Annotated in this window: 19 protein-coding genes and 1 tRNA gene; 11 read left to right on the plus strand and 9 right to left on the minus strand. The window is 69.6% G+C overall.

The annotated features are described in order from the left end of the window. Positions 1-163: 163 nt before the first annotated feature. A complete protein-coding gene (locus ACWDA7_RS03675; RefSeq protein ID WP_450602575.1) occupies positions 164-1,276 on the minus strand; it encodes a LacI family DNA-binding transcriptional regulator in 1,113 nt (370 codons plus the stop codon). Between the two features lie 456 nt (positions 1,277-1,732). On the opposite strand from ACWDA7_RS03675, the gene hisC reads away from it, so the two are divergent. The 5 genes from hisC (at position 1,733) to ACWDA7_RS03700 (ending at position 10,506) form a co-directional block, all read left to right on the plus strand. Then, positions 1,733-2,812 carry a histidinol-phosphate transaminase gene (hisC, locus tag ACWDA7_RS03680; protein WP_450602576.1) on the plus strand — a complete coding sequence of 360 codons (1,080 nt, stop codon included), beginning with the start codon at positions 1,733-1,735 and terminating at the stop codon, positions 2,810-2,812. A gap of 300 nt (positions 2,813-3,112) precedes the next feature. Next, positions 3,113-4,621 (plus strand): cytochrome ubiquinol oxidase subunit I, encoded by a 1,509-nt coding sequence (locus ACWDA7_RS03685; RefSeq protein ID WP_450602577.1) that lies wholly within the window; start codon positions 3,113-3,115, stop codon positions 4,619-4,621. Positions 4,622-4,641: 20 nt separating this feature from the next. Continuing rightward, positions 4,642-5,658, plus strand: coding sequence for a cytochrome d ubiquinol oxidase subunit II (cydB, locus tag ACWDA7_RS03690; protein ID WP_450602578.1), 1,017 nt, complete (start codon positions 4,642-4,644; stop codon positions 5,656-5,658). 55 nt (positions 5,659-5,713) lie between these two features. Continuing rightward, positions 5,714-9,256: a thiol reductant ABC exporter subunit CydD gene (cydD, locus tag ACWDA7_RS03695; protein ID WP_450602645.1), complete on the plus strand. Its 3,543-nt coding sequence runs from the start codon at positions 5,714-5,716 to the stop codon at positions 9,254-9,256. A gap of 293 nt (positions 9,257-9,549) precedes the next feature. Next, positions 9,550-10,506, plus strand: coding sequence for a peptidoglycan DD-metalloendopeptidase family protein (locus tag ACWDA7_RS03700; RefSeq protein WP_450602579.1), 957 nt, complete (start codon positions 9,550-9,552; stop codon positions 10,504-10,506). 56 nt (positions 10,507-10,562) lie between these two features. On the opposite strand, the gene ACWDA7_RS03705 is transcribed toward ACWDA7_RS03700, so the two are convergent. From ACWDA7_RS03705 to ACWDA7_RS03720, 4 genes are all read right to left on the minus strand, one after another. Continuing rightward, positions 10,563-11,462: a Cof-type HAD-IIB family hydrolase gene (locus ACWDA7_RS03705; protein ID WP_450602580.1), complete on the minus strand. Its 900-nt coding sequence runs from the start codon at positions 11,460-11,462 to the stop codon at positions 10,563-10,565. A gap of 94 nt (positions 11,463-11,556) precedes the next feature. Beyond that, positions 11,557-12,459: an LLM class flavin-dependent oxidoreductase gene (locus ACWDA7_RS03710; protein WP_450602581.1), complete on the minus strand. Its 903-nt coding sequence runs from the start codon at positions 12,457-12,459 to the stop codon at positions 11,557-11,559. Positions 12,460-12,537: 78 nt separating this feature from the next. Further along, positions 12,538-13,098, minus strand: coding sequence for an RNA 2'-phosphotransferase (locus tag ACWDA7_RS03715; protein WP_450602582.1), 561 nt, complete (start codon positions 13,096-13,098; stop codon positions 12,538-12,540). Between the two features lie 546 nt (positions 13,099-13,644). Next, positions 13,645-15,399, minus strand: a complete 1,755-nt coding sequence (locus ACWDA7_RS03720) for an SDR family oxidoreductase (protein WP_450602583.1) — start codon at positions 15,397-15,399, stop codon at positions 13,645-13,647. A gap of 377 nt (positions 15,400-15,776) precedes the next feature. Here ACWDA7_RS03720 and ACWDA7_RS03725 point away from each other — a divergent pair, with 377 nt between their 5' ends. From ACWDA7_RS03725 to ACWDA7_RS03750, 6 genes are all read left to right on the plus strand, one after another. Continuing rightward, the gene (locus ACWDA7_RS03725; RefSeq protein ID WP_450602646.1) at positions 15,777-16,739 is read left to right on the plus strand and encodes an ABC transporter ATP-binding protein; all 963 of its coding nucleotides are present in this window, start codon (positions 15,777-15,779) and stop codon (positions 16,737-16,739) included. Next, entirely contained in the window at positions 16,729-17,637 is a 909-nt protein-coding gene (locus ACWDA7_RS03730; RefSeq protein WP_450602585.1) for an ABC transporter permease, read from the plus strand. The genes ACWDA7_RS03725 and ACWDA7_RS03730 overlap by 11 nt, the downstream gene beginning before the upstream one ends. Beyond that, positions 17,634-18,545 (plus strand): ABC transporter ATP-binding protein, encoded by a 912-nt coding sequence (locus tag ACWDA7_RS03735; protein WP_450602586.1) that lies wholly within the window; start codon positions 17,634-17,636, stop codon positions 18,543-18,545. The genes ACWDA7_RS03730 and ACWDA7_RS03735 overlap by 4 nt, the downstream gene beginning before the upstream one ends. Positions 18,546-18,555: 10 nt before the next feature. Further along, positions 18,556-19,275, plus strand: a complete 720-nt coding sequence (locus tag ACWDA7_RS03740; RefSeq protein WP_450602587.1) for an ABC transporter permease subunit — start codon at positions 18,556-18,558, stop codon at positions 19,273-19,275. 212 nt (positions 19,276-19,487) lie between these two features. Further along, on the plus strand, positions 19,488-19,727 hold the full coding sequence (locus ACWDA7_RS03745; protein WP_432929999.1) for an SGM_3592 family protein: 240 nt from the start codon (positions 19,488-19,490) through the stop codon (positions 19,725-19,727). A gap of 274 nt (positions 19,728-20,001) precedes the next feature. Next, a tRNA-Ser gene (locus ACWDA7_RS03750) sits at positions 20,002-20,087 on the plus strand. 213 nt (positions 20,088-20,300) lie between these two features. On the opposite strand, the gene ACWDA7_RS03755 is transcribed toward ACWDA7_RS03750, so the two are convergent. The 4 genes from ACWDA7_RS03755 to efeB form a co-directional block, all read right to left on the minus strand. After that, positions 20,301-21,119, minus strand: coding sequence for an HAD family hydrolase (locus ACWDA7_RS03755; protein WP_450602588.1), 819 nt, complete (start codon positions 21,117-21,119; stop codon positions 20,301-20,303). Then, the gene (serS, locus tag ACWDA7_RS03760) at positions 21,116-22,393 is read right to left on the minus strand and encodes a serine--tRNA ligase (protein ID WP_432929995.1); all 1,278 of its coding nucleotides are present in this window, start codon (positions 22,391-22,393) and stop codon (positions 21,116-21,118) included. Before serS ends, ACWDA7_RS03755 begins: the two co-directional genes overlap by 4 nt. A gap of 533 nt (positions 22,394-22,926) precedes the next feature. Beyond that, the gene (pheA, locus tag ACWDA7_RS03765) at positions 22,927-23,859 is read right to left on the minus strand and encodes a prephenate dehydratase (protein ID WP_450602589.1); all 933 of its coding nucleotides are present in this window, start codon (positions 23,857-23,859) and stop codon (positions 22,927-22,929) included. Between the two features lie 147 nt (positions 23,860-24,006). Further along, positions 24,007-25,371 carry an iron uptake transporter deferrochelatase/peroxidase subunit gene (efeB, locus tag ACWDA7_RS03770; protein WP_450602590.1) on the minus strand — a complete coding sequence of 455 codons (1,365 nt, stop codon included), beginning with the start codon at positions 25,369-25,371 and terminating at the stop codon, positions 24,007-24,009. Between the last annotated feature and the right edge of the window lie 5 nt (positions 25,372-25,376).

Below are 25,376 nucleotides of genomic sequence, written 5' to 3' on the forward strand. Positions count from 1 at the left end.
AGGAATGTGGATCGCGCCATGTGATGACCCAGGGGTGGTGAATCCGGGAAGGCCCCAGTTCACCGCGGCATTCGCCCCAAATGGGCGGGGGTTTCCCCGCGCGGGGTCCCGGCCGTCGGCCGTCCGCGGGCAACCTGCGCGCCGCCCGCGGATCATCACCGGGTCACCCGTGCTCGGGCGACCGGGGCGGGCTGACCGTCGTACGGGGCGGACGCCGCTCCGACGACGTACGGATGATCAGCTCCGTCGGTATCACCTGCTCGACCGGCTGCTCGGACTGGACACCCTCGATGGCATCGATGAGGAGCTGGATCACGGCCGTGCCGATCCGGCGCGGCTTCAGCGAGAGCGTCGTCACGGGCGGCTCGGTGTTGGCGTACACCGCGGACTCGCTGCAGCACACGAGCAGCAGGTCGTCGGGGACGCGCAGCCCGTACCGGCGGGCGGCGGCCAGCAGGTCGGTGCCGTTCGGGTCGAAGAGTCCGTAGACCGCGTCGGGGCGGTCGGGGCGGGCCAGTAACCGGTCGGCGGCCACGGCGCCCGCGCACGGGTCGTGGGCCGGGTAGGCCTCGTAGACCGGGTCCTGCCCGACGCGCTCGCACCAGTTCAGGTACGCGGTCGTGGACAGATGCGTGTAGGTGTCCGTGGTGGTCCCGGTCAGCAGTCCGATCCGGCGGGCGCCGGCCTCGGCCAGATGGTCGAGGATGCCGAGGACCGCGGCCTCGTGGTCGTTGTCGACCCAGGCGGTGACCGGCAGGGAGCCGGCCGGCCGGCCGTCGGAGACGACGGGTAACCCCTGCCGGACCAACTCGCTGACCACCGGGTCCTGGTCGGAGGGGTCGATGACGACCGTACCGTCGAGGGCGACGTTCGACCACACGTCGTGGCGCGATGTCGCGGGCAGGATGACCAGGGCGTAGCCCCGGGCGAGCGCGGCCGAGGTCGCGGCTCTGGCCATCTCCGCGAAGTACGCGAATTCGGTGAAGGTGAAAGGTTCATCCCCGTACGTCGTCACCGTCAGGCCGATCAGGCCGGACTTGCCCGTACGGAGGGTGCGGGCCGCTGCCGAGGGGCGATACCCGAGCCGGTCCGCGACCTCGCGGACATGGCGTCGGGTGGCGTCCGGCAGCCGGCCCTTGCCGTTGAGGGCGTCGGAGACGGTCGTGATGGAGACCCCGGCGGCGGCGGCCACGTCTCTGATGCCCGCCCGGCCCGGCCGGCTTCCTCGGCGGGAGGTTTCCGCCCGGCTCACCTGGTGCTTCCCTGCTGCTGTCATGGCGAGCCGATAGTAGGGCTCATGCGGTGGGGTAGTGCGGACGCATATGCACCCGTTGACAGACACGTTTCTGCATGGTCAATAGAGGTCAGGTGCCTTAGATGTAAAGGGACTTGAACGATCTATCCCCAATACGTGCCTTGTCTGCACGCATGGGCCTGCCGAGGTCGCCATATTTCGAAGAGGTCTCAACTCACCTGCACGAGGGATGCGCGCCACGGAGTGAGCCACCGGCGCGTCATACGCGGGGGCGACGCGCCCCCCGAAGCGTGCGCCATCCTGCGGTGATGCGCCCGGGTTCGTACGCCGATGCGGCCGGGCTCCGACGGTGACGCGGAAGGTGGCGGAGACTGTTGTCCACAGCCCGTTCGCACCGGCGCCGAATCCTCATAAGGTGAGAAGCATTGGACGCCGGTGGCGGTCATGGAGCCGGTGATGTGCGCGAGGAGGACTGCGGTGAGCGAGATGAGCCCGAAGCTGCGTGCCGAGCTGGAGGGTATCCCCACCTACAAGCCCGGCAAGCCCGCCGCGGCCGACGGGCCGGTGGCCTACAAGCTGTCCTCGAACGAGAATCCCTACCCCCCGCTGCCCGGCGTGATGGAGGCCGTGACCGCGGCGGCCCATTCCTTCAACCGTTACCCGGACATGGCGTGCTCGGGCCTGATGGCCGAGCTGTCCGAGCGCTTCGGGGTGCCGCAGACCCACCTCGCGACCGGTACGGGCTCGGTGGGTGTCGCCCAGCAGCTGCTGCAGGCCACGAGCGGCCCGGGCGACGAGGTGATCTACGCCTGGCGGTCCTTCGAGGCGTATCCGATCATCACCCAGATCAGCGGTGCCACCTCGATTCAGGTGCCCCTGACCCCGGGCGATGTGCACGACCTGGACGCGATGGCCGACGCGATCACCGACCGGACCCGGCTGATCTTCGTCTGCAACCCCAACAACCCGACCGGCACGGTGGTGCGACGGGACGAACTCGAGCGCTTCCTCGACCGGGTGCCGGACGATGTGCTGGTGGTGCTCGACGAGGCGTACCGGGAGTTCATCCGCGACATCCAGGTGCCTGACGGCGTCGAGCTGTACCGCAAGCGGCCGAACGTCTGCGTGCTGCGCACCTTCTCCAAGGCGTACGGACTCGCGGGACTGCGCGTCGGCTTCGCCATCGCCCAGGAGCCGGTCGCCGCGGCGCTGCGCAAGACGGCGGTGCCGTTCGGAGTCAGTCAGCTGGCACAGGAGGCGGCGATCGCCTCCCTGCGCATGGAGGACGAACTGCTCGGCCGGGTCGGCTCGCTGGTGTGTGAGCGCAGCCGCGTGGTGGAGGCACTGCGCGCCCAGGGCTGGACGGTGCCCGAGACCCAGGCGAACTTCCTGTGGCTGCGTCTGGGGGAGCGGACGACGGCCTTCGCGGCCGCCTGCGAGCAGGCCGGCGTGGTGGTGCGGCCCTTCGCGGGCGAAGGGGTGCGCGTGACGATCGGCGAGGAAGAGGCGAACGATATCTTCCTGAAGGTCGCGGAAGGCTTCCTCCGGGAGCAGTAGAGCAGTAGCCGCCATCGCGGCCTCGCGCACCCTCGCCGGCCCGCATGGGCGAGGGTGCGCGAGGCGTGCCCGGAACCTTCGGAGCATGGCCGAAGTACGCCAGGGGCCCGACGGTCCCGGCTTGAGGACCCTGCGCCCAGCTTCTTAGGGACCCCCCGCCCATCCGGTCTCGAATCCCTATGCGCCATAATTGCTTGTGAATGTGAACGCGTTCACAAACCTGTCCTGATTGCCCCGTGATGTGTGGGACAACCTGGACAAACTGCCGCTTGACCACGGCAATGTAAGGGAGAAGACGACGTGGACATGGCTTTGGCACCGGAGACTCTGGCGCGATGGCAGTTCGGTATCACCACCGTCTACCACTTCCTGTTCGTTCCGCTGACCATCTCGCTGGCCGCGCTGACGGCCGGACTGCAGACCGCCTGGGTGCGTACGGAGAAGCAGAAGTACCTCAGGGCCACGAAGTTCTGGGGCAAGCTCTTCCTGATCAACATCGCGATGGGTGTCGTCACCGGCATCGTCCAGGAGTTCCAGTTCGGCATGAACTGGTCCGACTACTCGCGCTTCGTCGGCGACATCTTCGGCGCCCCCCTCGCGTTCGAAGCCCTCATCGCCTTCTTCTTCGAGTCCACCTTCATCGGGTTGTGGATCTTCGGCTGGGACAAGCTGCCGAAGCGGCTCCACCTCGCCTGTATATGGATGGTCTCCATCGGCACCGTCCTGTCGGCGTACTTCATCCTCGCGGCCAACTCCTGGATGCAGCACCCCGTCGGCTACCGGATCAACAAGCGGAGGGGGCGTGCCGAACTCACCGACTTCTGGCAGGTCCTGACCCAGAACACCGCGCTCACCCAGGTCTTCCACACCCTGTCCGCGGCCTTCCTCACGGGCGGCGCCTTCATGGTCGGCATCGCCTCCTTCCACCTGCTGCGCAAGAAGCACGTGGCTGTGATGAAGACCTCGCTTCGGCTCGGCCTGGTCACCGTCGTCATCGCCGGCATGCTCACCGCGGTCAGCGGCGACCTGCTCGGCAAGGTCATGTTCAAGCAGCAGCCCATGAAGATGGCCGCCGCCGAGGCCCTGTGGGACGGCGAGAGCCCCGCGCCCTTCTCGATCTTCGCCTACGGAGACGTCAGCAAGGGGCACAACACCGTTGAACTGTCCGTCCCGGGGCTGCTGTCCTTCCTCGCCGACGACAACTTCAGCTCCTATGTCCCCGGCATCAACGACACCAACAGGGCCGAGCAGCAGAAGTACGGCCCCGGCGACTACCGGCCCGTCATCCCCGTCACCTTCTGGGGGTTCCGCTGGATGATCGGCTTCGGTATGACGTCCTTCGCCATCGGGCTGGCCGGCCTCTGGCTCACCCGCAAGAAGTTCATGCTGCCCACGCATCTGCGGGTCGGTGAGGACGAGGTGCCGCATCTGGTCCTCCTCCGCAAGAAGGCACTCGGCCCGAAGCTCACCCCGTGGTGCTGGCGTATCGCCGTCTGGACCCTGGCCTTCCCGCTGATCGCGAACTCCTGGGGCTGGATATTCACCGAGATGGGACGTCAGCCGTGGGTCGTCTTCGGCGTGTTGCGCACGCGTGACGCGGTCTCCCCCGGTGTCTCCCAGGGCGAGGTCATCACCTCGATGACCGTGTTCACCCTGCTCTACGCGGTACTGGCGGTCATCGAGGTCAAGCTGCTGGTGAAGTACGTCAAGGCCGGACCGCCGGAGCTCACCGAGTCCGATCTCAACCCGCCCACCAGGATCGGCGGCGACTCCCAGGACGCCGACAAGCCGATGGCCTTCTCGTACTAGGCCGAGGGAGCGCTCACATCATGCAACTTCACGACGTCTGGTTCGTTCTGATCGCGGTCCTGTGGACCGGCTACTTCTTCCTGGAGGGCTTCGACTTCGGGGTCGGCATCCTTACCAAGCTGCTGGCCCGCAACCGGCCCGAGCGGCGGGTGCTGATCAACACCATCGGGCCGGTCTGGGACGGCAACGAGGTCTGGCTGCTCACTGCGGGCGGCGCCACCTTCGCCGCCTTCCCCGAGTGGTACGCCACCCTCTTCTCCGGGTTCTATCTGCCACTGCTGGTCATCCTGGTCTGTCTGATCGTGCGCGGTGTCGCCTTCGAGTACCGGGTGAAGCGGCCCGAGGAGAACTGGCAGCGCAACTGGGAGACCGCGATCTTCTGGACCTCGCTGATCCCCGCGTTCTTGTGGGGCGTGGCCTTCGGCAACATCGTGCGGGGCGTGAAGATCGACCAGCATCTCGAGTACGTGGGGAACATCTGGGATCTGCTCAACCCGTTCGCACTCCTCGGCGGTCTGGTGACGCTGACCCTGTTCACCTTCCATGGCGCGGTGTTCACCGCACTCAAGACCCTCGGTGACATCCGGGAGCGGGCCCGCAAGCTGGCCCTGCGGGTCGGTCTGGTGACCGCCGTGCTGGCGCTGCTCTTCCTCACCTGGGCCCAGATCGATCAGGGTGACGGCAAGAGCCTGGTCGCGATGATCGTGGCGGTGGTCGCGCTCGTGGCGGCGCTTGCGGCGAACCAGGCCGGCCGCGAGGGATGGTCGTTCGCGTTCTCCGGCGTCACCATCGTGGCCGCGGTGACGATGCTCTTCCTGACGCTCTTTCCGAACGTCATGCCGTCCACGCTCAATGCGGGCTGGAGCCTGACGGTGACCAATGCCTCATCGAGCCCCTACACCCTGAAGATCATGACCTGGTGCGCCGGGATCGCCACCCCGCTGGTCCTGCTCTACCAGGGATGGACGTACTGGGTCTTCCGCAAGCGCATCGGCACGCACCACATCGCCGCCGCCGCCGCCGGAGCCGTGCACTGAGTTCTGGTGGGGAGGGGCGTTTCACATGGAACGCCCCTCCCCCGACCGGAAAGGCATGTTTCACGTGAAACCGATCGATCCGCGACTGCTCCGCTACGCCCGCACCACACGCTTCTTCCTCATGGCCGTCATCGGGCTGGGTGCCGTCGGAGCGGCTCTGGTCATCGCTCAGGCCATGCTGATCGCCGAGGTGGTGGTCGGTGCTTTCCAGCATCACCACTCGGTCACCGAACTGCGCACGCCCCTGACGCTCCTGGTGGCTGTGGCGGTCGGCCGGGCGCTGGTCTCATGGCTCGTCGAACTCGCCGCCCACCGGGCCAGCGCAGCGGTGAAGTCCGAGCTGCGGGGGCGGTTGCTTGCTAGGGCCGGAGCCCTTGGCCCCGGGTGGCTGGGTGAGCAGCGGACCGGATCGCTGGTCGCCTTGGCCACACGAGGGGTCGACGCCCTCGATGACTACTTCTCACGCTATCTGCCGCAGTTGGGGCTCGCGGTCGTCGTGCCTGTCGCGGTACTCGCGCGGATCGTCACTGAGGACTGGGTGTCGGCCGCGATCATCGTCGGCACGCTGCCGCTCATCCCGCTCTTCATGATGCTGATCGGCTGGGCCACCCAGTCCCAGATGGACCGTCAGTGGCGGTTGCTGTCACGGCTTTCCGGGCACTTCCTCGATGTCGTCGCCGGACTGCCGACCCTCAAGGTGTTCGGCCGGGCCAAGGCGCAGGCCGAATCCATCAAACGGATCACCGGCGAGTACCGGCAGGCGACCATGCGGACGTTGCGGATCGCGTTCCTGTCGTCCTTCGCGCTGGAACTGCTCGCCACGATCTCCGTGGCGCTCGTCGCGGTGACGATCGGCATGCGGCTCGTCCACGGGGACATGGACCTGTACATCGGTCTGGTCATTCTTGTGCTCGCCCCGGAGGCCTATCTTCCGCTGCGGCAGGTGGGTGCGCAGTACCACGCGGCGGCCGAGGGGCTCTCCGCCGCCGAGGAGATCTTCGCGGTACTGGAGACGCCCGCACCGCCGTCCGGGACGCAGCGAGTGCCGGACGGGGAGGTCGTCTTCGACGATGTGACCGTGCGGTTCCCCGGGAGGTCGTCGGACGCGGTGTCCGGGGTGTCGTTGACGGTGGCACCGGGAGAGACGGTCGCCCTCGTCGGACCGAGCGGTGCCGGAAAGTCGACGCTGCTCAACGTTCTGCTCGGGTTCGTGGCGCCCACGAAGGGGCGTGTACGGGTCGCGGGAGTCGATCTTGCCTCGGCCGACCTGGAGCAGTGGCGCTCCCGGATCGCCTGGGTGCCGCAGCGGCCGCATCTGTACGCGGGCACCATCGCCGAGAACGTACGGCTGGCCCGGCCGGATGCGGGCGACGCGGCGGTCCGGGAGGCGCTGGCCCACGCCGGGGCGCTGGAGTTCGTGGACGCGCTGCCGGCCGGTGCGGCCACGGTGCTCGGCGAGGACGGGTGGGGGCTGTCCGCCGGCCAGCGGCAACGGCTCGCCCTGGCCCGGGCATTCCTTGCCGACCGGCCGGTGCTGCTGCTGGACGAACCGACGGCGTCCCTGGACGGGGCGACCGAGGCGGACATCGTGGAGGCGGTTCGCCGCCTGGCCGTCGGACGGACGGTACTGCTGGTCGTGCACCGCCCGGCGCTGCTCGAGGTGGCGGACCGGGTCGTACGGCTCGACGCGGCGGAGCCCGTCACCACGAGCGCTCACGCACGGATCGCGGCCGCCCCTCGGCCCCGCCAGGCGGAGGACCCGGCCTCGGCCCTCGATGAGCGGCCGTCCGCCGTCGCTCCGGCGCGGCATGGCCGTGTGCTCACCCGGGTCCGTGCCATGGCCGGTCCTCGGCGCGGACGGCTCGCCCTCGCGCTGCTGCTCGGCAGTCTGGCGCTGGGCAGCGCCGTGGGGCTGATGGCCACCTCCGGATGGCTCATCTCGCGGGCGTCCCAACAGCCTCCCGTGCTGTATCTGATGGTGGCGGTGACGGCCACGCGGACGTTCGGGATCGGCCGGGCGGTCTTCCGCTACGCGGAGCGGCTCGTGTCGCACGACGCGGTGCTGCGGATGCTGGCCGACACGCGGGTCGCGGTGTACCGGCGGCTCGAGCGGCTAGCACCGGCCGGGCTGCGGACGACCCGGCGCGGAGACCTGCTCTCGCGGCTCGTCGCCGACGTGGACGCCCTGCAGGACTACTGGCTGCGCTGGCTGCTGCCCGCGGGCGCCGCGTTCGTGGTGTCCGCCTGCTCCGTCGGCTTCACCGGCTGGCTGCTCCCCGAGGCCGGCGCCGTCCTGGCCGTCGGCCTCCTGGCTGCCGGAGCCGGCGTACCTCTGCTGACAGGTGCCGTGGCCCGTCGCGCCGAGCGGAGACTGGCGCCCGCCCGGGGCGAGTTGGCGACCAGGGTGACCGACCTGCTCACCGGGACGGCCGAGCTGACCGTCGCGGGTGCGCTGCCCGGGCGGACCGCCGAAGCGCGACGGGCCGACGGCGTGCTCACCCGCATCGCCTCCCGTGCCGCCACCGCCACCGCGCTCGGCGACGGGCTCACCGCGCTCGTCACCGGGCTGACCGTCGCGGCCGCCGCACTCGTGGGCGCGCAGGCCGTGGCCGACGCACGGCTCGGCGGCGTGGCCATGGCCGTCGTGGTCCTGACCCCGCTGGCCGCCTTCGAGGCGGTCCTCGGGCTGCCGCTCGCGGTGCAGCACCGGCAGGGGGTGCGCAGAAGCGCTGAGCGCGTCTTCGAGGTCCTGGACGCCTCCGAACCCGTACGGGAACCGGACCGGCCACTGCAGGCACCGTCCTCGCCGTTCCCGCTCGTCCTCGACGGACTGACGGCCCGTCACGACGGGCAGCGGCGGGACGCGCTCAGCGGGTTCGACCTCACCCTCGAACAGGGCCGCAGGGTCGCCGTGGTCGGCCCGTCGGGCGCGGGCAAGACGACGCTGGCGCAGATACTGCTCCGGTTCCTGGACGCGGACGCCGGCTCCTACAAACTGGGCGGCACCGAGGCGTCCGCGCTCGACGGCGACGATGTGCGGCGCCTGGTGGGGCTGTGTGCCCAGGACGCCCACCTCTTCGACAGCTCGGTGCGGGAGAACCTTCTGCTGGCGCGGAGGAATGCGAGTGAGCAGGAGCTGCGCGAAGCCCTTGAGCGTGCGCGGCTCCTGGAGTGGGCCGAGGGACTGCCCGACGGCCTCGACACCCTGATCGGCGAGCACGGCGCGCGGCTGTCGGGCGGCCAGCGGCAACGGCTCGCGCTGGCGCGGGCCCTGCTCGCCGACTTCCCCGTCCTCGTCCTGGACGAGCCGGCGGAACACCTCGATCTGCCGACGGCGGACGCACTCACCGCGGATCTGCTGGCCGCCACCCAGGGCCGTACCACGCTGCTGATCACCCATCGGCTCGCCGGTCTCGAGGCCGTCGACGAGGTGATCGTGCTCGCGGAGGGGCGGGTGGTCCAGCGGGGCCCGTATGCGCGGCTCGCGGCGACGGAGGGGCCGCTGCGCGAGATGGTGGAGCGGGAAGCGCGGGGGGATCTGCTGGCGGACCGGACGGGTCACGCGGGCCCGTCGGCACCGGCCTTCGCCGGCGCCTAGGAGGCACCACCCGCGGGCATGGCGGACGGAGCAGTCGCGGCCCCTCGGCCGGGGGACGCCGCTGAGCCATCCGTGGTCGTCCCTTCCTCCAGCCGTAGGAGGTCGACAGGACGGCGGCCGCGACACGGGCGACGATCATTGACATGCATTCATCTCATTGTTCTCGCCTGCTCGTTCCCCTTCTGCTGTGTACCGTCGCGGCCTTACCGGCGGGGTCGGCCGCGGCCGAGAGCGGGACGGGGGGTGGTGGAGCGGATACCAGTGCCAGTGCCAGTGCCAGTGCCAGTGCTCGGGTGGCACGGCTGTACGACGACACGGCCGTGGTGGCCCGGCAGTACGAGACCGGACGCCGTGAGGCCGAGAAACAGCACTCCATAGCGAGGCGGGACGACAAACTCATCGTCCGGGAGCGCACCTTGATCGCGGCCCTGCACAAGGACCTCGGCCGGATCGCGCGAGACCAGTACCGCAAGAGCGGAGGACTGTCCTATGTCCCGCAGACCCCGCTCCCGGACAGCACTCAGGAACTGACGCAGGGGCACGAAGTGCCCGGACGGGTGGACCTGGTGGTCGCGGACGCGGTCGCCAGGAGCCGTCTGGCGGAGACCCGCCTCACCGAGGACCGGGCACGGGCGTCGGCGCAGTGGCGGGCGCTGCAGAAACGGAACGGCGAACTCGCCGCGCGGAAGCGAACTCTGGAGGCGCAATTGGAACAGGCACGCTGGGTACTGCAGAGTCAGGCCAACGCGGCCGCGGCCGCGAGGACGTGCCGGGGTGCCGTCCACCTGGACCAGCCCCGGGGCAGGCTCGGACGCCCATGGGTGACGCCGGTGGAGACGTACCGGCTCTCCGCGGGCTTCGGCAACGGCGGTCAGCACTGGGCGCACCGGCACACCGGACAGGACTTCGCGGTGCCCATCGGGACGCCGGTGCGGGCGGTCGGGGCCGGGAAGGTGCTGCGGGTGACGTGCGGGGGCGCGTTCGGCATGGAAGTCGTGATCGCGCATCCGGGCGGCTACTGCACGCAGTACGCCCATCTCGCGGCCGTCGCTGTCGAACCGGGCGACCGGGTGGCCGCCGGACAGCGGATCGCCCAGTCGGGTACGACGGGCAACTCGACCGGACCGCATCTGCACTTCGAGGTGCGGGCCACCCCGGAGCTGGCCTCGGTCGTCGATCCGGTGCCGTGGCTGGCGGCCCGGGGCGTGAAGCTGTCAGGCGCGTCTCGCCTGGGATCACCCGCGACGTGAGGCGCCGAGGTGTGTGCTCGGCGAACTCCGCCAGGCACCTTTCGCCGAGCCGCCCGTCAGGGATTCGGGGCGTCTTTGGCCGTCTCCCGCAACCGGTCCGCGAGGATCCGTTCGATGATCACGGCCACCCCGTCCTCGTTGTTCGCGACCGTACGCCCGGAGGCGGCGGCTATCACGTCCGGGTGCGCGTTGCCCATGGCGTACGACTGGCCGGCCCAGGTGAGCATCTCCACGTCGTTCGGCATGTCGCCGAAGGCGATGACCTCTTCGTGGGATATGCCGCGCTCGGCGCAGCACAGCGCGAGGGTGCTGGCCTTGGACACTCCTGGACCGCTGATCTCCAGCAGCGAGCTGGGGCTGGACCGGGTGATGGTGGCACGGTCTCCGACGGCGATCCGCGCCAGGGTGAGGAATGCGTCGGGGTCCAGTTCCGGGTGGTAGGCGAGGACCTTGAGCACCGGCTGATGCGCGCCGGGGGCGTCCGGGGCGAGCAGTTCCTCGGCGGACGCGAGCAGATCCGGAACCTCCAGGTGGAGCTTCGGGTACCCCGGCTCCTGGTAGAACCCGTACGTCTGCTCGATGGCGTAGACGGTCCCGGGTGCGGCGTCCCGCAGCAGTTGCACGGCGTCGACCGCGTTCTCCCGGGGCAGCTCCCGGACCTTGACGAAGCGGTGGGCGCCGGAGCCTTTGTGCAGGTCGACCACGGCGGCGCCGTTGCCGCAGATGGCCAGTCCGTGGCCGTGAACGTGGTCGCTGACGACGTCCATCCAGCGGGCCGGACGGCCCGTGACAAAGAACACCTCGATGCCGGCCGCTTCGGCGGCGGCCAGCGCGGCGACCGTGCGCTCGGAGACCGACTTGTCGTCGCGCAGCAGAGTGCCGTCGAGATCGGTCGCGATGAGCCGGGGCGGAACTGCGGAGGCCGGGGTCTCGGGCTGTCTGGTCGCTGAGGTCACGGGCCCCATTCTCGCGCATATGCCCACAGGGTCCTGAGAGGGGCTACACAGACGGGTGTGACGCTGCTCACCAGCGGCGTCACACCTGGGCAGGTCAACGCAGCTGCGCCGGGGCCTCCATGGCGATCCGCTCGAAGACCTTCACATCGGAGGCGAAGTCGGAGTCGGGGATCGGCCAGTGGATCACAATGTCGGTGAAGCCCAGTTCACGATGCCGGCCGGCGAAGTCGACGAACGCGTCGAGGGACTCCAGCGGGCGGCCGCGGTCCGGGGTGAAGCCGGTGAGCAGGACCTTGTCGAGCTCCTTCACATCACGGCCGACCGCGGCGCACGCCTCGGCCAGCTTCTCGGCCTGCGCCCGCAGTGCCTGCACCGACTGCTCGGGGGTGCCCGTCTCGAACAGCTTCGGGTCACCGGTGGTCACCCAGGCCTGACCGTGGCGCGCGGCGAGCTTCAGCCCGCGGGGCCCCGTCGCGGCCACCGCGAACGGCAGCCGGGGGCGCTGGACACAGCCGGGGATGTTGCGCGCCTCGAGCGCGGAGTAGCGGGTGCCCTCGTACGAGACGGAGTCCTCGGTGAGCAGCCGGTCGAGCAGCGGGACGAACTCGCCGAACCGGTCGGCGCGCTCGCGCGGAGTCCAGGGCTCCTGGCCGAGGGCGGTGGCGTCGAAGCCGGTGCCGCCCGCGCCGATGCCCAGCGTGATCCGTCCGCCGGAGACGTCGTCGAGGGAAATCAGCTCCTTGGCGAGGGTGACCGGGTGCCGGAAGTTCGGCGAGGTCACCAGGGTGCCAAGGCGGAGACGCTCGGTGACGGCGGCCGCGGCCGTCAGCGTCGGCACGGCGCCGAACCACGGGCCGTCTCGGAAGGACCGCCACGACAAGTGGTCATAGGTGTACGCGGTGTGGAAACCGAGTTCTTCGGCACGCTGCCACGCGGAACGCCCGCCCTCGTGCCAGCGGAGGTACGGCAGGATCACGGTGCTCAGACGCAGACTCATGCATCGAGCGTAAGGGGAGGTCCGGGTGGTCGTGTCCCGGGCGTGATCGGCAGGGCCCCGGAAATCACAGGTGAGAGGTCAGTGGGGTCCGGCGAAGCGCAGGTACTGCGGCGGTACGGCCTTGGTCAGCCAGACTCCGTTGGCGCTGACGTGGAAGACATGGCCGTCGCGGTGCATGGCGCCGGCGTCCACGGTGAGGACGACGGGGCGGCCGCGGCGGGCGCCGACCCGGGTGGCGGTCTCGCGGTCCGGCGAGAGGTGCACGTCGTGGCGGTTCATCGGCCGGAGACCCTCTGCGCGGATGGCGTCCAGATAGCGCGCCACGGTCCCGTGGTAGAGGAACGGGGGCGGGGTCGCCGGAGGAAGCCCCAGGTCCACCTCGACGCTGTGTCCCTGGCTGGCGCGGATCCGGGTGCCTTCGACGGCGAAGCGCTGCTTGTCGTTGTCGGCGATCACGTGCTCCAGCTCGTCCCGTGTGATCCGGAAGCCGTGCGCGGCCGTCGCGGCGAGCAGGGTGTCGATCTCCACCCAGCCGCCCTCGTCGAGCGTGAGCCCGATCCGCTCCGGCTGGTGTCGCAGGTGTTTCGAGAGGTACTTCGACACCTTCACGGTGCGTCTCTCGTCGTTCCCTTCTTTCATCTCTCCAGCGTGCGGCAGAGACGTGGATCACGCACTTGATTTTGACGCCGATGTTTGATCCACAAGCAAGTGGGGTTATCCACAGGCTACTTGGCGGTTCTGTGGACAACTGACGCCGGATTGAGCATGGTTCGCCAACCCTGCCCTCGTTCAGGCTGTCTGTGACCTCCTGGGGTAAGCGGGTTGAGTGAGGCCATAGTTCAGCGGATGTCCTGGCTGGTGATGTGAGGTCACACTGATCAACGGGGGGCAGCCTGCGGGTGCTTGTGTGCGCGTGTTCGGGAGGCGACGGTAAGGCGCTTGCAGAACTGACAAATCATCAACTACTGCCCCGCACAAGGATGGACTGATGTCACTGTCCACGCACCAACCGTCGATTCAGTTGATCTACTCGAAGTGGGCAGCGCAAGACGTAGAGGACGGGCAACTCACTGCAGACGGGTAGTCAAATATGACGCCAATAAGCCATTTGGCGCCCGGGCCGATCAAATAGCCCAATGATCAACGCCGAAGAGCGAAACAGCCCACCCATGGCCAACCGAGCGCTCACAAAGGCAGGTTCATCCTTCCGAACGCGCGCAGTGCCCTCGGTGTGAAGCGGGACATCAGATGCGCACCTCGTGCCTCAGGAGTCACAGGAACCACGGCCAGGTCGCGTACGACCGCTCGCAGGACCGCGTCGGCGACCTTCTCCGGCGGGTAGCCCCGCAACCCGTACCAGCGCGCCGCCCTCTCCTGCCGCCGCTTCTCCTCCGACGCGTCAATGCCGGTGAACCGCGCGGTCGATGTGATGTTGGTGTTGACAAGCCCGGGGCAGATGGCCGACACCCCGATGCCCTGTCCCGCGAGCTCCGCACGCAGGCACTCACTGAGCATCAGGACCGCCGCCTTGGACGTGCTGTACGCGGGAAGCGTCTTGGATGGCAAATAGGCGGCCGCAGAAGCGATGTTGACGATGTGACCGCCCTGGCCGCGGTCGGCCATCTGCTTCCCGAAGAGCCGGCAGCCGTGGATGACGCCCCACAGGTTGACATCGAGGACCTTGCGCCAGTCGTCCGCGGTCGTGTCGAAGAAGGAGCCGGCCAGACCGATCCCCGCGTTGTTCACCAGCACGTCCACCACGCCGTACTCGGTGGCGACCTTCTCGGCCAGCTTCTCCATGGCCTGCTCGTCGGAGACGTCGGCCGTTTCGGCCCATGCCGCGGCCGCCCCGCCCTGCCGGGCCTGCCCGGCCGTGCGGGCCGCGCCCTCCCCGTCCCGGTCGACGGCCACCACCCGGGCGCCGGCCCCGGCGAACGCGAGCGCGGTGGCCCGTCCGATGCCGCCGGCCGCGCCGGTCACCAGCACCAGCTGCCCGCCGAAGCGGTCCGCGGACCGTCCGCGGGCCGCCGGCGCGGGCCGTCCGTTCTCGACGGCGGTCACGAACTCCGTGATCCAGCCGGCGACTTGATCGGGCCGTGTGCGCGGGATCCAGTGCTTCGCGGGCAATGTGCGGCGGGTGAGCTGCGGGGCCCACCGCTCGAGCTCGTCGTAGAGCCGCTCCGACAGGAACGCGTCGCCGAGGGGGGTGATGAGCTGAACGGGCGCGTGCGCATAGGCGTCGGTGCGGGGGTGGCTCAGCCGGGACCGTACGTTGTCGCGGTAGAGCCAGGCGCCGTGGGCGGCGTCCGAGGGCAGCGACGGGGTGGGGTAGTCGCCGCCCGGCAGCTGCTCGGCCCGCTGCAGGATCCTCGGCCAGCGTCTGCCCAGGGGGCCGCGCCAGGCCAGTTCCGGCAGCACGGGCGTGTGCAGCAGGTACACGTACCAGGACCTGGCACCCTGACCCAGCAGCTGGCCCACCCGGCGCGGGGTGGGACGGCTCATCCGCTGCCTGATCCAGTGCCCGAAGTGATCCAGGGACGGTCCGGACATCGACGTGAAGGAGGCGATCCGGCCCTCGGTGCGCCTGACCGTGACGAACTCCCAGGACTGCACCGAACCCCAGTCGTGCCCGACGAGGTGCACCGGCCTGCCGGGGCTCACGGCGTCCGCGACCGCCAGGAAGTCGTCCGTCAGCTTCTCCAGCGTGAAACCGCCGCGCAGCGGCCTGGGCGCCGTCGACCTGCCGTGGCCCCGGACGTCGTACAGCACGACGTGGAAACGGCCGGCGAGGCGGGCGGCCACCTCCGACCACACCTCCTTGCTGTCCGGATACCCGTGCACGAGCGTGACCGTGGGCCGGCCCGGGTCCCCCAACTCCGCGACGCACAGCTCGATTCCGCCTGTGCGCACCCGGCGTTCGCGCGCCCCTGTGAGCGTCACCTGCCCACCACCCACCTCTGGCCGGCCATGAGGCACTCCTCCTCCGCGTACTCGGTCGTGAGTCGCCGCACCGTTCGGAACTCCCGCAAATCGGCTCGGCGTTCGGCGGACACCTTCGTCGTCACGGCATCGCCCTCGCCATGCCCTCGCCTCTCGGCGGGGGTGGCGACTGCGCTACGTGCCCGTAACGTGACACCGGCGAATCTCGCAGTTGTTAGAGAAGTCGTCAATAGCGCCGCCTCGGCCTGTGGAAACCCCGGTGGGTGTTCGACCTCAGGGTGACCCCTAAGGACCTGTACGACTGGAGTCGGACACGAATACTGCTCTGGGGTCTGACGACGGGCGTGGTGTGTGTCACTACCGTCGGGTACGTGACTGTGATCGCGACCGAAAGCCTGAGCAAGCGGTTCCCGAGGGTGACCGCGCTTGACCGGCTCTCCGTGGACGTCGGACCCGGTGTGACGGGGCTCGTCGGTGCCAATGGAGCCGGCAAGTCCACATTGATCAAGATCCTGCTGGGTCTGTCCCCCGCCACCGAGGGCCGCGCCGAAGTGCTCGGACTCGATGTCGCCACCAAGGGCGGCGCCATCCGTGAGCGCGTCGGGTACATGCCGGAGCACGACTGCCTGCCGCCCGACGTGTCGGCCACCGAGTTCGTCGTCCACATGGCGCGGATGTCCGGGCTGCCCCCGGCGGCCGCCCGTGAGCGCACCGCGGACACCCTGCGCCACGTCGGCCTGTACGAGGAGCGCTATCGCCCCATCGGCGGCTACTCGACCGGCATGAAGCAGCGCGTCAAGCTCGCTCAGGCCCTTGTCCACGACCCGCAGCTGGTCTTCCTGGACGAGCCGACCAACGGTCTCGACCCGGTCGGCCGGGACGAGATGCTCGGCTTGATCCGCCGGGTCCACACGGACTTCGGCATCTCGGTCCTGGTCACCTCCCACCTGCTCGGCGAGCTGGAACGCACCTGCGACCACGTCGTCGTCATCGACGGCGGCAAGCTCCTGCGGTCCAGCTCCACCCGGGACTTCACCCAGACCACGACGACACTCGCGGTCGAGGTCACCGACACCGACGAACACCCGGACGGCACCGCCGCGGTCCGCGACGCTCTCCTGGCGCGCGGGGTGACCACCCACGAGGGCAGCGGTCTGCCGGGCGCCGGGCACATCCTGCTGCTGACCGCGGAGGGCGAGCAGACGTACGACACGGTCAGGGACGTCGTCGCGGAGCTGGGTCTCGGCCTGGTCCGCATGGAGCAGCGCAGGCACCAGATCGCCGAGGTCTTCAAGGACAGCGACGAGCAGCGGAAGGAGGCGGTCGGCCATGGCGGTTGAGCAGCCCACGGTCCGTGAGGCCGAGCAGACCCGGATCCACAACATCGGCTACCGCACGTACGACGGTCCGCGCCTGGGCCGTGCCTACGCGCGCCGTTCGCTGTACTCGCAGTCCCTGCGCGGCGCCTACGGCCTCGGCCGCTCGGTGAAGTCCAAAGTGCTGCCGATGCTGCTGTTCGTGGTGATGTGCGCACCGGCTCTGATCATGGTGGCGGTCGCGGTGGCCACCAAGGCGAAGGACCTGCCCGTCGAGTACACGCGCTACGCGATCATCATGCAGGCCCTCATCGGCCTGTACGTCGCCTCGCAGGCGCCCCAGTCGGTTTCCCGGGATCTGCGCTTCAAGACCGTACCCCTGTATTTCTCGCGGCCCATCGAGACCGCCGACTACGTGCGCGCCAAGTACGCGGCCCTGGCCTCGGCGATGTTCATCCTGGCGGCCGCGCCGCTGCTCGTCCTGTACGTGGGCGCACTGCTCGCCAAGCTGGACTTCGCCCATCAGACGAAGGGATTCGCGGAAGGACTGGTCTCCGTGGCCCTGCTCTCCCTGCTGTTCTCCGGCATCGGCCTGGTCATCGCCGCGGCCACCCCCCGGCGCGGGTTCGGCATCGCGGCCGTCATCGCCGTGCTCACCATCTCGTACGGGGCCGTCTCCACCATCCAGGCCATCGCGCACGTGCAGTCGGCCGGCTCCGACGCCATCGTCTGGATGGGACTGTTCTCGCCTGTCACGCTCATCGACGGCGTGCAGACGGCCTTCCTGGGGGCGGTCTCCTCCTACCCCGGAGGGGAAGGACCCTCGGCCGCGCAGGGCGTCGTCTTCCTCCTCGTCGTCCTCGGGCTCATCGCGGGCAGCTACGGCCTGCTGACGCGCCGCTACCGAAAGGCCGGACTGTGACCACGCTCTCCATCGACCACGTCTCGCGCTGGTTCGGCAACGTGGTCGCCGTCAACGACGTCACCATGAACGTCGGCCCCGGGGTCACCGGCCTCCTCGGCCCGAACGGCGCCGGAAAGTCGACCCTGATCAACATGATGGGCGGCTTCCTCGCCCCCTCCACCGGCACCGTCACCCTCGACGGACAGCCCGTGTGGGGCAATGAGCAGATCTACCGGCACATCGGCATCGTCCCCGAGCGTGAGGCGATGTACGACTTCCTCACCGGCCAGGAATTCGTCGTCGCCAACGCCGAGTTGCACGGCCTCGGCGCGAAGGCCGCCGCGCGGGCCCTCGCCACGGTGGAGATGGAGTACGCGCAGGACCGGAAGATCTCGACGTACTCCAAGGGCATGCGCCAGCGCGTGAAGATGGCGTCCGCCCTCGTGCACGATCCGTCCCTGCTGCTGCTCGACGAGCCGTTCAACGGCATGGACCCGCGCCAGCGGATGCAGCTCATGGAGTTGCTGAAGCGCATGGGTGCCGAGGGCCGCACGGTGCTGTTCTCGTCCCACATCCTCGAAGAGGTCGAGCAACTCGCCTCGCACATCGAGGTGATCGTCGCCGGACGGCACGCGGCGAGCGGCGACTTCCGCAAGATCCGCCGCCTGATGACCGACCGCCCGCACCGCTATCTGGTGCGTTCCAGTGACGATCGCGCGCTGGCGGCCGCGCTGATCGCCGACCCGTCGACGTCGGGTATCGAGGTCGACCTCACCGAGGGTGCGCTGCGCATCCAGGCGGTCGACTTCGGCCGGTTCACGGTCCTGCTGCCGAGGGTCGCTCGTGATCACGGCATCCGGCTGCTCACCGTGTCACCGTCGGACGAGTCCCTCGAGTCCGTCTTCTCGTACCTGGTCGCGGCGTAGGAGGCCGAAGATGTACGACCCCACAGTCGCCCGGCTCACCTACCGGGGCCTGCTCGGCCGCCGCCGGGCCCTCATCCTCGGCGCACTGCCCCTGCTGCTCGTCGTGATCTCCGCGGTCGTCCGGTCGCTGACCGGCGCCGACGACCAGGTGGCGCATGACGTCCTCGGCGGATTCGCGCTCGCCACGATGGTGCCGATCATCGGCGTCATCGCCGGCACCGGCGCGATCGGGCCGGAGATCGACGACGGCTCGGTGGTGTACCTGCTGGCCAAGCCGGTGAAGCGGCCCACGATCATCTTCACCAAGCTGATCGTGGCGATCGCCGTCACCATGGCGTTCTCGGCGCTGCCGACGTTCGTCGCAGGGATGATCCTGAACGGCAACGGACAGCAGATCGCGGTCGCGTACACCGTCGCCGCGCTGGTCGCCTCCATCGCGTACGCCGCGTTGTTCCTGCTGCTCGGCACGGTGAGCCGGCACGCGGTGGTCTTCGGGCTGGTCTACGCGCTGGTCTGGGAGGCGCTCTTCGGCTCGCTGGTCTCCGGGGCGCGCACGCTCAGTGTTCAGCAGTGGGCGCTCGCCGTGGCCCACAAGGTCTCCGACAGTTCCCTCGTCACCTCGGACGTGGGGCTGCCCACCGCGACGGCGCTGCTGATCGCGGTGACCGTTGCCGCCACCTGGTACGCGGGCCAGAAGCTGCGGAAGCTGACGCTGACGGGCGAAGAGTAACCCCGGGCCGGGCTCCGGCCGGGCTCCGGTGGAGGTGCGTCCCGAAAGCGGCCACCTGCCTCCACCGGAGCCGTCTCGTCGTTCCGGTGGCCGTGCTTGCTGTCGTTGTTGCTCGCAGTCGTTCTTGCCTTGTTCGAAGGTTTTTTTGACGGCGGTTTCACACCTGCCCGGGCACACTTGGGCAAGGGGATGCACAGCGGAAAGGAACGGGGATGGCAGCGCAGGCACCAGACGGAAACGGGGCGGGCGAGGCCGGAGACATATTCGATGGCGTCGTGTTCGACGAGGACTTCATACGGTCCGCGCCGACCACCGAGCCTTCGGGACGCGCCCGGATGCTCGCCGCGCGATGGCGCGACCAGGCGCCCGATCCCCAGCCGTGGCGCTCCGACCAGCCGCCCGCCGGCTGGTTCTTCAGCAAGGCGCGCCGCCGTAAGTGGCGGCGCCGGTAGCGGCCCTGCACGCCCTGCGGCCGGCGGATTTATTCAGTGGCGTCCGATCCGGCGGACGGGCACAGTGATGACGTCCACGACGCCGGACGGTCCGGCGCCACGTTCTGGGAGAGGAGCCGGGTGATGTCCATGCACGACAGTTCGCCGGGCTCCCAGCAGGGCGGCCCGCGGCGGGCTCCGGAGTAGTCACCCCTCCGTCGAGCCCCGCCCCCACGGGGAGCTGCCCGGGGCGGCCGCTTCGAGCGCGCGACACGTTCGCGCGGGCCGCCCACCCGGAGGATTGGCCGAGTGGCAAGGCACCGGCTTGCTAAGCCGTGGTCGGGGTCAGTCCCCGCGCGCGTTCGATCCGCGCATCCTCCGCGAGATGTCATGAGTGCGACCAGACAAGTTCCAAGGTCCTGGCCGGGTTCCGAGCGCCTTTTCCGGCCGGGTTCCGAGCAGCTTCCCTGACCGGTTGCCGAGCACGTTCCCCAGACGGTTCTCTCTGGCCGAAGTTCCCGGACCGGGTTTTGGATGGGGCTTCGGATCGGGTTTCCGGTCGGCGTACGCCGTGCACGCCTTCCCGTGCCCCCGCTATCCGAGCAATCGTTCCAGCACCACGGCTATGCCGTCCTCTTCATTGGACAGCGTCACCTCGTCCGCGACCGCCTTGAGCTCCTCGTGCGCGTTGGCCATGGCCACGCCGTGCGCCGCCCAGGCGAACATCGGGACATCGTTCGGCATGTCGCCGAAGGCGATCGTGTCCGCGGCCGTTACCCCGAGGCGGCGCGCCGCCAGCGACAGTCCCGTCGCCTTGGTCAGGCCCAGGGGGAGGATCTCCACGATCCCCTCGCCCGCCATGGTCACCCCGACCAGGCCGCCCGCGGCTTGCCGCGCCGCCTCGGCCAACTCGTCGTCGCCCAGCCTCGGGTGCTGGAGGTACACCTTGTTCAGCGGCGCCGACCACAGGTCTTCCGGGTCCCTGATCGGCTGGTACGGAAGCGGCCCCTCATGGACCCGGTACCCGGGGCTCACCAGGACCTCCCCGTCCAGGCCGTCCCGGCTGGCGGCCAGCAGCAGCGGGCCCACCTCGGCCTCGATCTTCGCCAGCGCCAGGGTCGCGATCCGCCGGTCCAGCGTCACCGACGTCAGCAGCCGGTGCTCACCCGCGTCGTACACCTGCGCTCCCTGGCCGCACACCGCGAGGCCCCGGTAGCCGAGGTCATCGAGGATGTGACGTGTCCAGGGCACCGCGCGCCCGGTGACGACGATATGGGCCGCGCCCGCCGCGGTGGCCGCGGCGAGCGCCTCACGCGTGCGCTGCGAGACCGTCCCGTCGGGGCGCAGCAGCGTCCCGTCGAGATCGGTGGCTATCAGCTGGTAGGGAAAACCCGCGACCTCTGCCGTGCTCACTTGCCCACGGGCTCCAGCAGCTCCCGGCCGCCCAGGTACGGGCGCAGGATCTCCGGGACCCGTACCGAGCCGTCGGCCAGCTGGTGGTTCTCCAGGATGGCCACGATCGTGCGGGGTACGGCGCACAGCGTGCCGTTCAGCGTCGCGAGCGGCTGCACCTTCTTGCCGTCCCGCATACGGACCGAGAGCCGGCGCGCCTGGAAGCTGTCGCAGTTGGAGGTCGAGGTCAGCTCGCGGTACTTGCCCTGGGTGGGGATCCAGGCCTCGCAGTCGTACTTACGCGAGGCGGACGCGCCCAGGTCGCCCGTCGCCACGTCGATGACCTGGAACGGCAGCTCAAGAGCGGCGAGCCACTCCTTCTCCCACTCCAGGAGCCGCTTGTGCTCGTTCTCGGCGTCCTCGGGGTCCACGTACGAGAACATCTCGACCTTGTCGAACTGGTGCACACGGAAGATGCCCCGCGTGTCCTTGCCGTACGTGCCGGCCTCGCGGCGGAAGCACGGCGAGAAGCCCGCGTAGCGCAGCGGCAGCTGCTCCGCGTCGACGATCTCGTCCATGTGGTACGCGGCGAGCGGGACCTCGGAGGTGCCGACCAGGTAGAAGTCGTCCTTCTCCAGGTGGTACACGTTTTCCGCGGCCTGGCCGAGGAAGCCGGTGCCTTCCATGGCACGCGGGCGGACCAAGGCGGGGGTCAGCATCGGGGTGAACCCGGCCTCCACGGCCTTCGCCATCGCCGCGTTCACGAGCGCCAGCTCCAGCAGGGCGCCGACACCCGTCAGGTAGTAGAAGCGCGAGCCGGAGACCTTCGCGCCGCGCTCGACGTCGATCGCGCCGAGCGCCTCGCCGAGCTCCAGGTGGTCCTTGGGCTCGAAGCCCTCGGCGCCGAAGTCGCGGATGGTTCCGTGCGTCTCCAGGACGACGAAATCCTCCTCGCCGCCGACCGGGACGTCGGGGTGCACCAGGTTGCCGAGCTGGAGCAGGAGCCGCTTGGTCTCCTCGTCGGCCTCGTGCTGCTCGGCGTCGGCCGCCTTGACGTCGGCGGCCAGCCGGCTCGCCTTCTCCAGCAGCTCGGCCTTCTCGTCGGCGGAGGCCTTGGGGATCAGCTTGCCGAGCGACTTCTGCTCGGAACGGAGCTCGTCGAAGCGGACACCGGACGACCTGCGCCGTTCGTCGGCAGAGAGCAGGGCGTCGACGAGCGCGACGTCCTCTCCACGGGCGCGCTGGGAGGCGCGAACACGGTCGGGGTCCTCACGGAGCAGGCGAAGGTCAATCACCCCTCAAGGCTACCGGTGCGGAGTTACGGCTCACGACTCTGTATTCGGATCCGCAGGTCATGTCCCGTTATTGGCCAATTACACTGCGTGTCAAGAAAAGGGGCGCCGCTCGCCCAAAAGGGGCACTTCGGTCGCGGAGCGTTGACTCGATTCCCTTGGGGTACACGGGATTTGGCGTGCGCTTGTCCACAGGTGTCCACAGCCCCATGGAGTTATCCACAGGCTGTGCGGAAGATCTGTGGATTTCGGAAGTGATCATTCCGAATGGCCCGCCCGGCGAGGAGAATTCCCAGCCCAAAACCCAACGAGCTGCCCTTTTAGGTTCAAAAGGGTCACTCGAAAGCGGTGATCGAGAGAAACAGGTGGACAACTGTTGCGGACGCGCTGATGGACGAAAGGCGATCCGTAGAGAGATTTGTCGACTGACGGACGCCACATTGTCGACTTGTCCCCAGGTCGAGATGCCAACCTGTGGATAACTTCTGTGGACAACGAAAATCTGCAGGTAGGACCGAACTCCTGGTCTCGACCGCCTAGAAACGGCCGTCCTGGCAGCGCGCCACCCAGTCCGCCGCCGTCATGAACTCGTCGTCCGACGTCCCCGGCAGCGGGGTCTGGACGTCGTCCGGCTTGATGTCCGCGCGCGGGTACGAACCGAGGTACCGCACCTGCAGACAGATCCGCTTGAGTCCCATCAGCGCCTCGGCCACCCGGCGATCCGAGATGTGGCCTTCCGCATCGATGCAGAAGCAGTAGTTCCCGATGCCGGCACCGGTCGGGCGGGACTGGAGCAGCATCAGGTTGACGCCCCGCACGGCGAACTCAGCGAGCAGATCCCGCAGCCCACCGGGGTGGTCGTCGCGCTGCCACAGCACGACGGACGTCTTGTCCGCGCCTGTCGGCGCCGCCGGCCGCGCAGGCCGGCCGACGAGCACGAACCGCGTCTGGGCGTTCTCCGCGTCGTGAATGCCGGTCTCCAGGGCCTTGAGGCCATAGCGCGCGGCGGCGAACTCGCCCGCGAACGCGGCGTCGTAGCGGCCCTCCTGGACCAGGCGGGCGCCGTCCGCGTTCGACGCGGCCGACTCCCAGACGGCGTCCGGAAGATTGGCCTTCAGCCAGTTGCGCACCTGCGGCTGGGCGGCCGGGTGCGCGGTGACCGTCTTGATCTCGGAGAGTCTCGTACCGGGCCGGACCAGCAGCGCGAAGGTGATCGAGAGCAGCACCTCGCGGTAGATCATCAGCGGCTCGCCCGCGACCAGCTCGTCGAGCGTGGTGGTGATGCCGCCCTCCACCGAGTTCTCGATCGGTACGAAGGCGGCCTCGGCCTCGCCGCTGCGGACGGCGTCGAGCGCCGCCGGGACCGACACCATCGGGACGAGCTCCCGGGTCGCGGCCTCGGGCAGCGTACGCAGGGCGACCTCGGTGAAGGTGCCCTGGGGACCGAGATACGCATAGCTGGCTGGCATGACCTCACCCTAATGGGCCGCGGCGGAACCCGGCTCACCGTCGTGACACGGCCGCCCCTCCCGGGGGGCCCTCCCGACGGGGTGAGGCGGCCGGAGGCCCCGCAGACCGCCGAAGCCGCCCTGCCGCGAAGGAAGCGCCGCGCCGGGTCACCCCTCGAGCAGCCGCTGGCCCACGTACTCCCCTGGCGCGGCGCCGCCCGGCACCGCGAACAGGCCGCTCGCCTCGTGACGGATGAACTGGGAGAGCGCGTCCCCCCGGTCGAGCTTGCGCTGCACCGGGACGAAGCCGCGCAGCGGGTCCGCCTGCCAGCAGATGAACAGCAGCCCCGCGTCCGGCGCACCGTCCACGCCGAAACCGTCGTGGTAGGAGAACGGTCGCCGCACCATCGCTGCGCCTCCGTTCTGATCGGGCCGGGTGATGCGCGCGTGCGCGTTCATGGGGACGACCGGATTGCCGTCTGCGCCGGTCTTCTCCAGGTCCATCTCGGTCGTCTCACCACCGCCGCTCAGCGGCGCCCCATCGGACTTGCGGCGCCCGATGACATCCTCCTGGGCCTTGACCGAGAGCTCCTCCCAGTCGTCCAGGAGCATGCGGATCCGGCGCACGACGGCGTACGAGCCGTTCGCCATCCATGCCGGGTCGCCGGACGAGGGCAGGAAGATCCGCTGGTCGAAGTCCGCGTCGGTCGGCTTCGGATTGCGTGTGCCGTCGATCTGGCCCATCAGATTGCGGGCCGTCATGGGGTGTGCGGTCGCGCCCGGGGAGCGGTTGAACCCGTTCATCTGCCAGCGCAGCCGGGCCGCGCTGCCGGCGTCCTTCTGGATCGCACGCAGCGCATGGAAGGCGACGAGCGCGTCGTTGGCTCCGATCTGCACCCACAGGTCCCCGTCGCTGCGGGACTTGTCGAGGTGGTCGGAGGAGAAGTCGGGCAGCGGGTCCAGGGCCGAGGGGCGCTGTTTCTCCAGTCCCGTACGGGAGAAGAAGCTGTTCCCGAAGCCGAAGGTGATCGTCAGGGAGGACGGGCCGGCGTCCCGGGCGACGTCCGTGTCGCCGTGGTCGGCCGCCTCACCCGCCATCAGCCGCTCCGCAGTGGCCGACCAGCGGCGCAGCAGAGCGGCGGCCTCCCGGCGCCCCGCGCCGGCGGCCAGGTCGAAGGCGACGAGGTGGCCGCGAGCCTGGAGGGCGTCGGTGATACCGGGCTGATGTTTCCCGTGAAACATCGCCCGGTCCGAGCCGAGCGAGGCCAGCGGCGTGGCCTTCTCGGACGGTGCGGCGGCGTAACCGGCCGCCCCGCCCGCCGCACCCAGCGCGAGCCCGGTGGCACCCGCCGTGCCGAGGAGCCGCCGCCGCGAGATCACCCCGTGCGAGGGGGCATCGCCGGGCACGGCATCCCCGGGGCCGCGTGGGCCGGGAGCGGGCTTGTCGAGGGCGCGCTTCCCGCCGGAACCGGCCTTCCCCTTCTGGGGCGGAACGGCCTCGGCGGGCGCTTCCGGTGTGGACTGGTCAGCCATGGTGT

The organism is Streptomyces sp. NPDC001156, from assembly GCF_053598275.1.

Excerpts from the sequence above, each read along its gene's own strand:
- ACWDA7_RS03675 (WP_450602575.1), bottom strand. The coding sequence starts at position 1,276 with ATGACAGCAGCAGGGAAGCACCAGGTGAGCCGGGCGGAAACCTCCCGC.
- cydB (WP_450602578.1), top strand. The coding sequence starts at position 4,642 with ATGCAACTTCACGACGTCTGGTTCGTTCTGATCGCGGTCCTGTGGACC.
- cydD (WP_450602645.1), top strand. The coding sequence starts at position 5,714 with ATGTTTCACGTGAAACCGATCGATCCGCGACTGCTCCGCTACGCCCGC.
- ACWDA7_RS03710 (WP_450602581.1), bottom strand. The coding sequence starts at position 12,459 with ATGAGTCTGCGTCTGAGCACCGTGATCCTGCCGTACCTCCGCTGGCAC.
- ACWDA7_RS03715 (WP_450602582.1), bottom strand. The coding sequence starts at position 13,098 with ATGAAAGAAGGGAACGACGAGAGACGCACCGTGAAGGTGTCGAAGTAC.
- ACWDA7_RS03730 (WP_450602585.1), top strand. The coding sequence starts at position 16,729 with ATGGCGGTTGAGCAGCCCACGGTCCGTGAGGCCGAGCAGACCCGGATC.
- ACWDA7_RS03740 (WP_450602587.1), top strand. The coding sequence starts at position 18,556 with ATGTACGACCCCACAGTCGCCCGGCTCACCTACCGGGGCCTGCTCGGC.
- ACWDA7_RS03745 (WP_432929999.1), top strand. The coding sequence starts at position 19,488 with ATGGCAGCGCAGGCACCAGACGGAAACGGGGCGGGCGAGGCCGGAGAC.
- pheA (WP_450602589.1), bottom strand. The coding sequence starts at position 23,859 with ATGCCAGCCAGCTATGCGTATCTCGGTCCCCAGGGCACCTTCACCGAG.
- efeB (WP_450602590.1), bottom strand. The coding sequence starts at position 25,371 with ATGGCTGACCAGTCCACACCGGAAGCGCCCGCCGAGGCCGTTCCGCCC.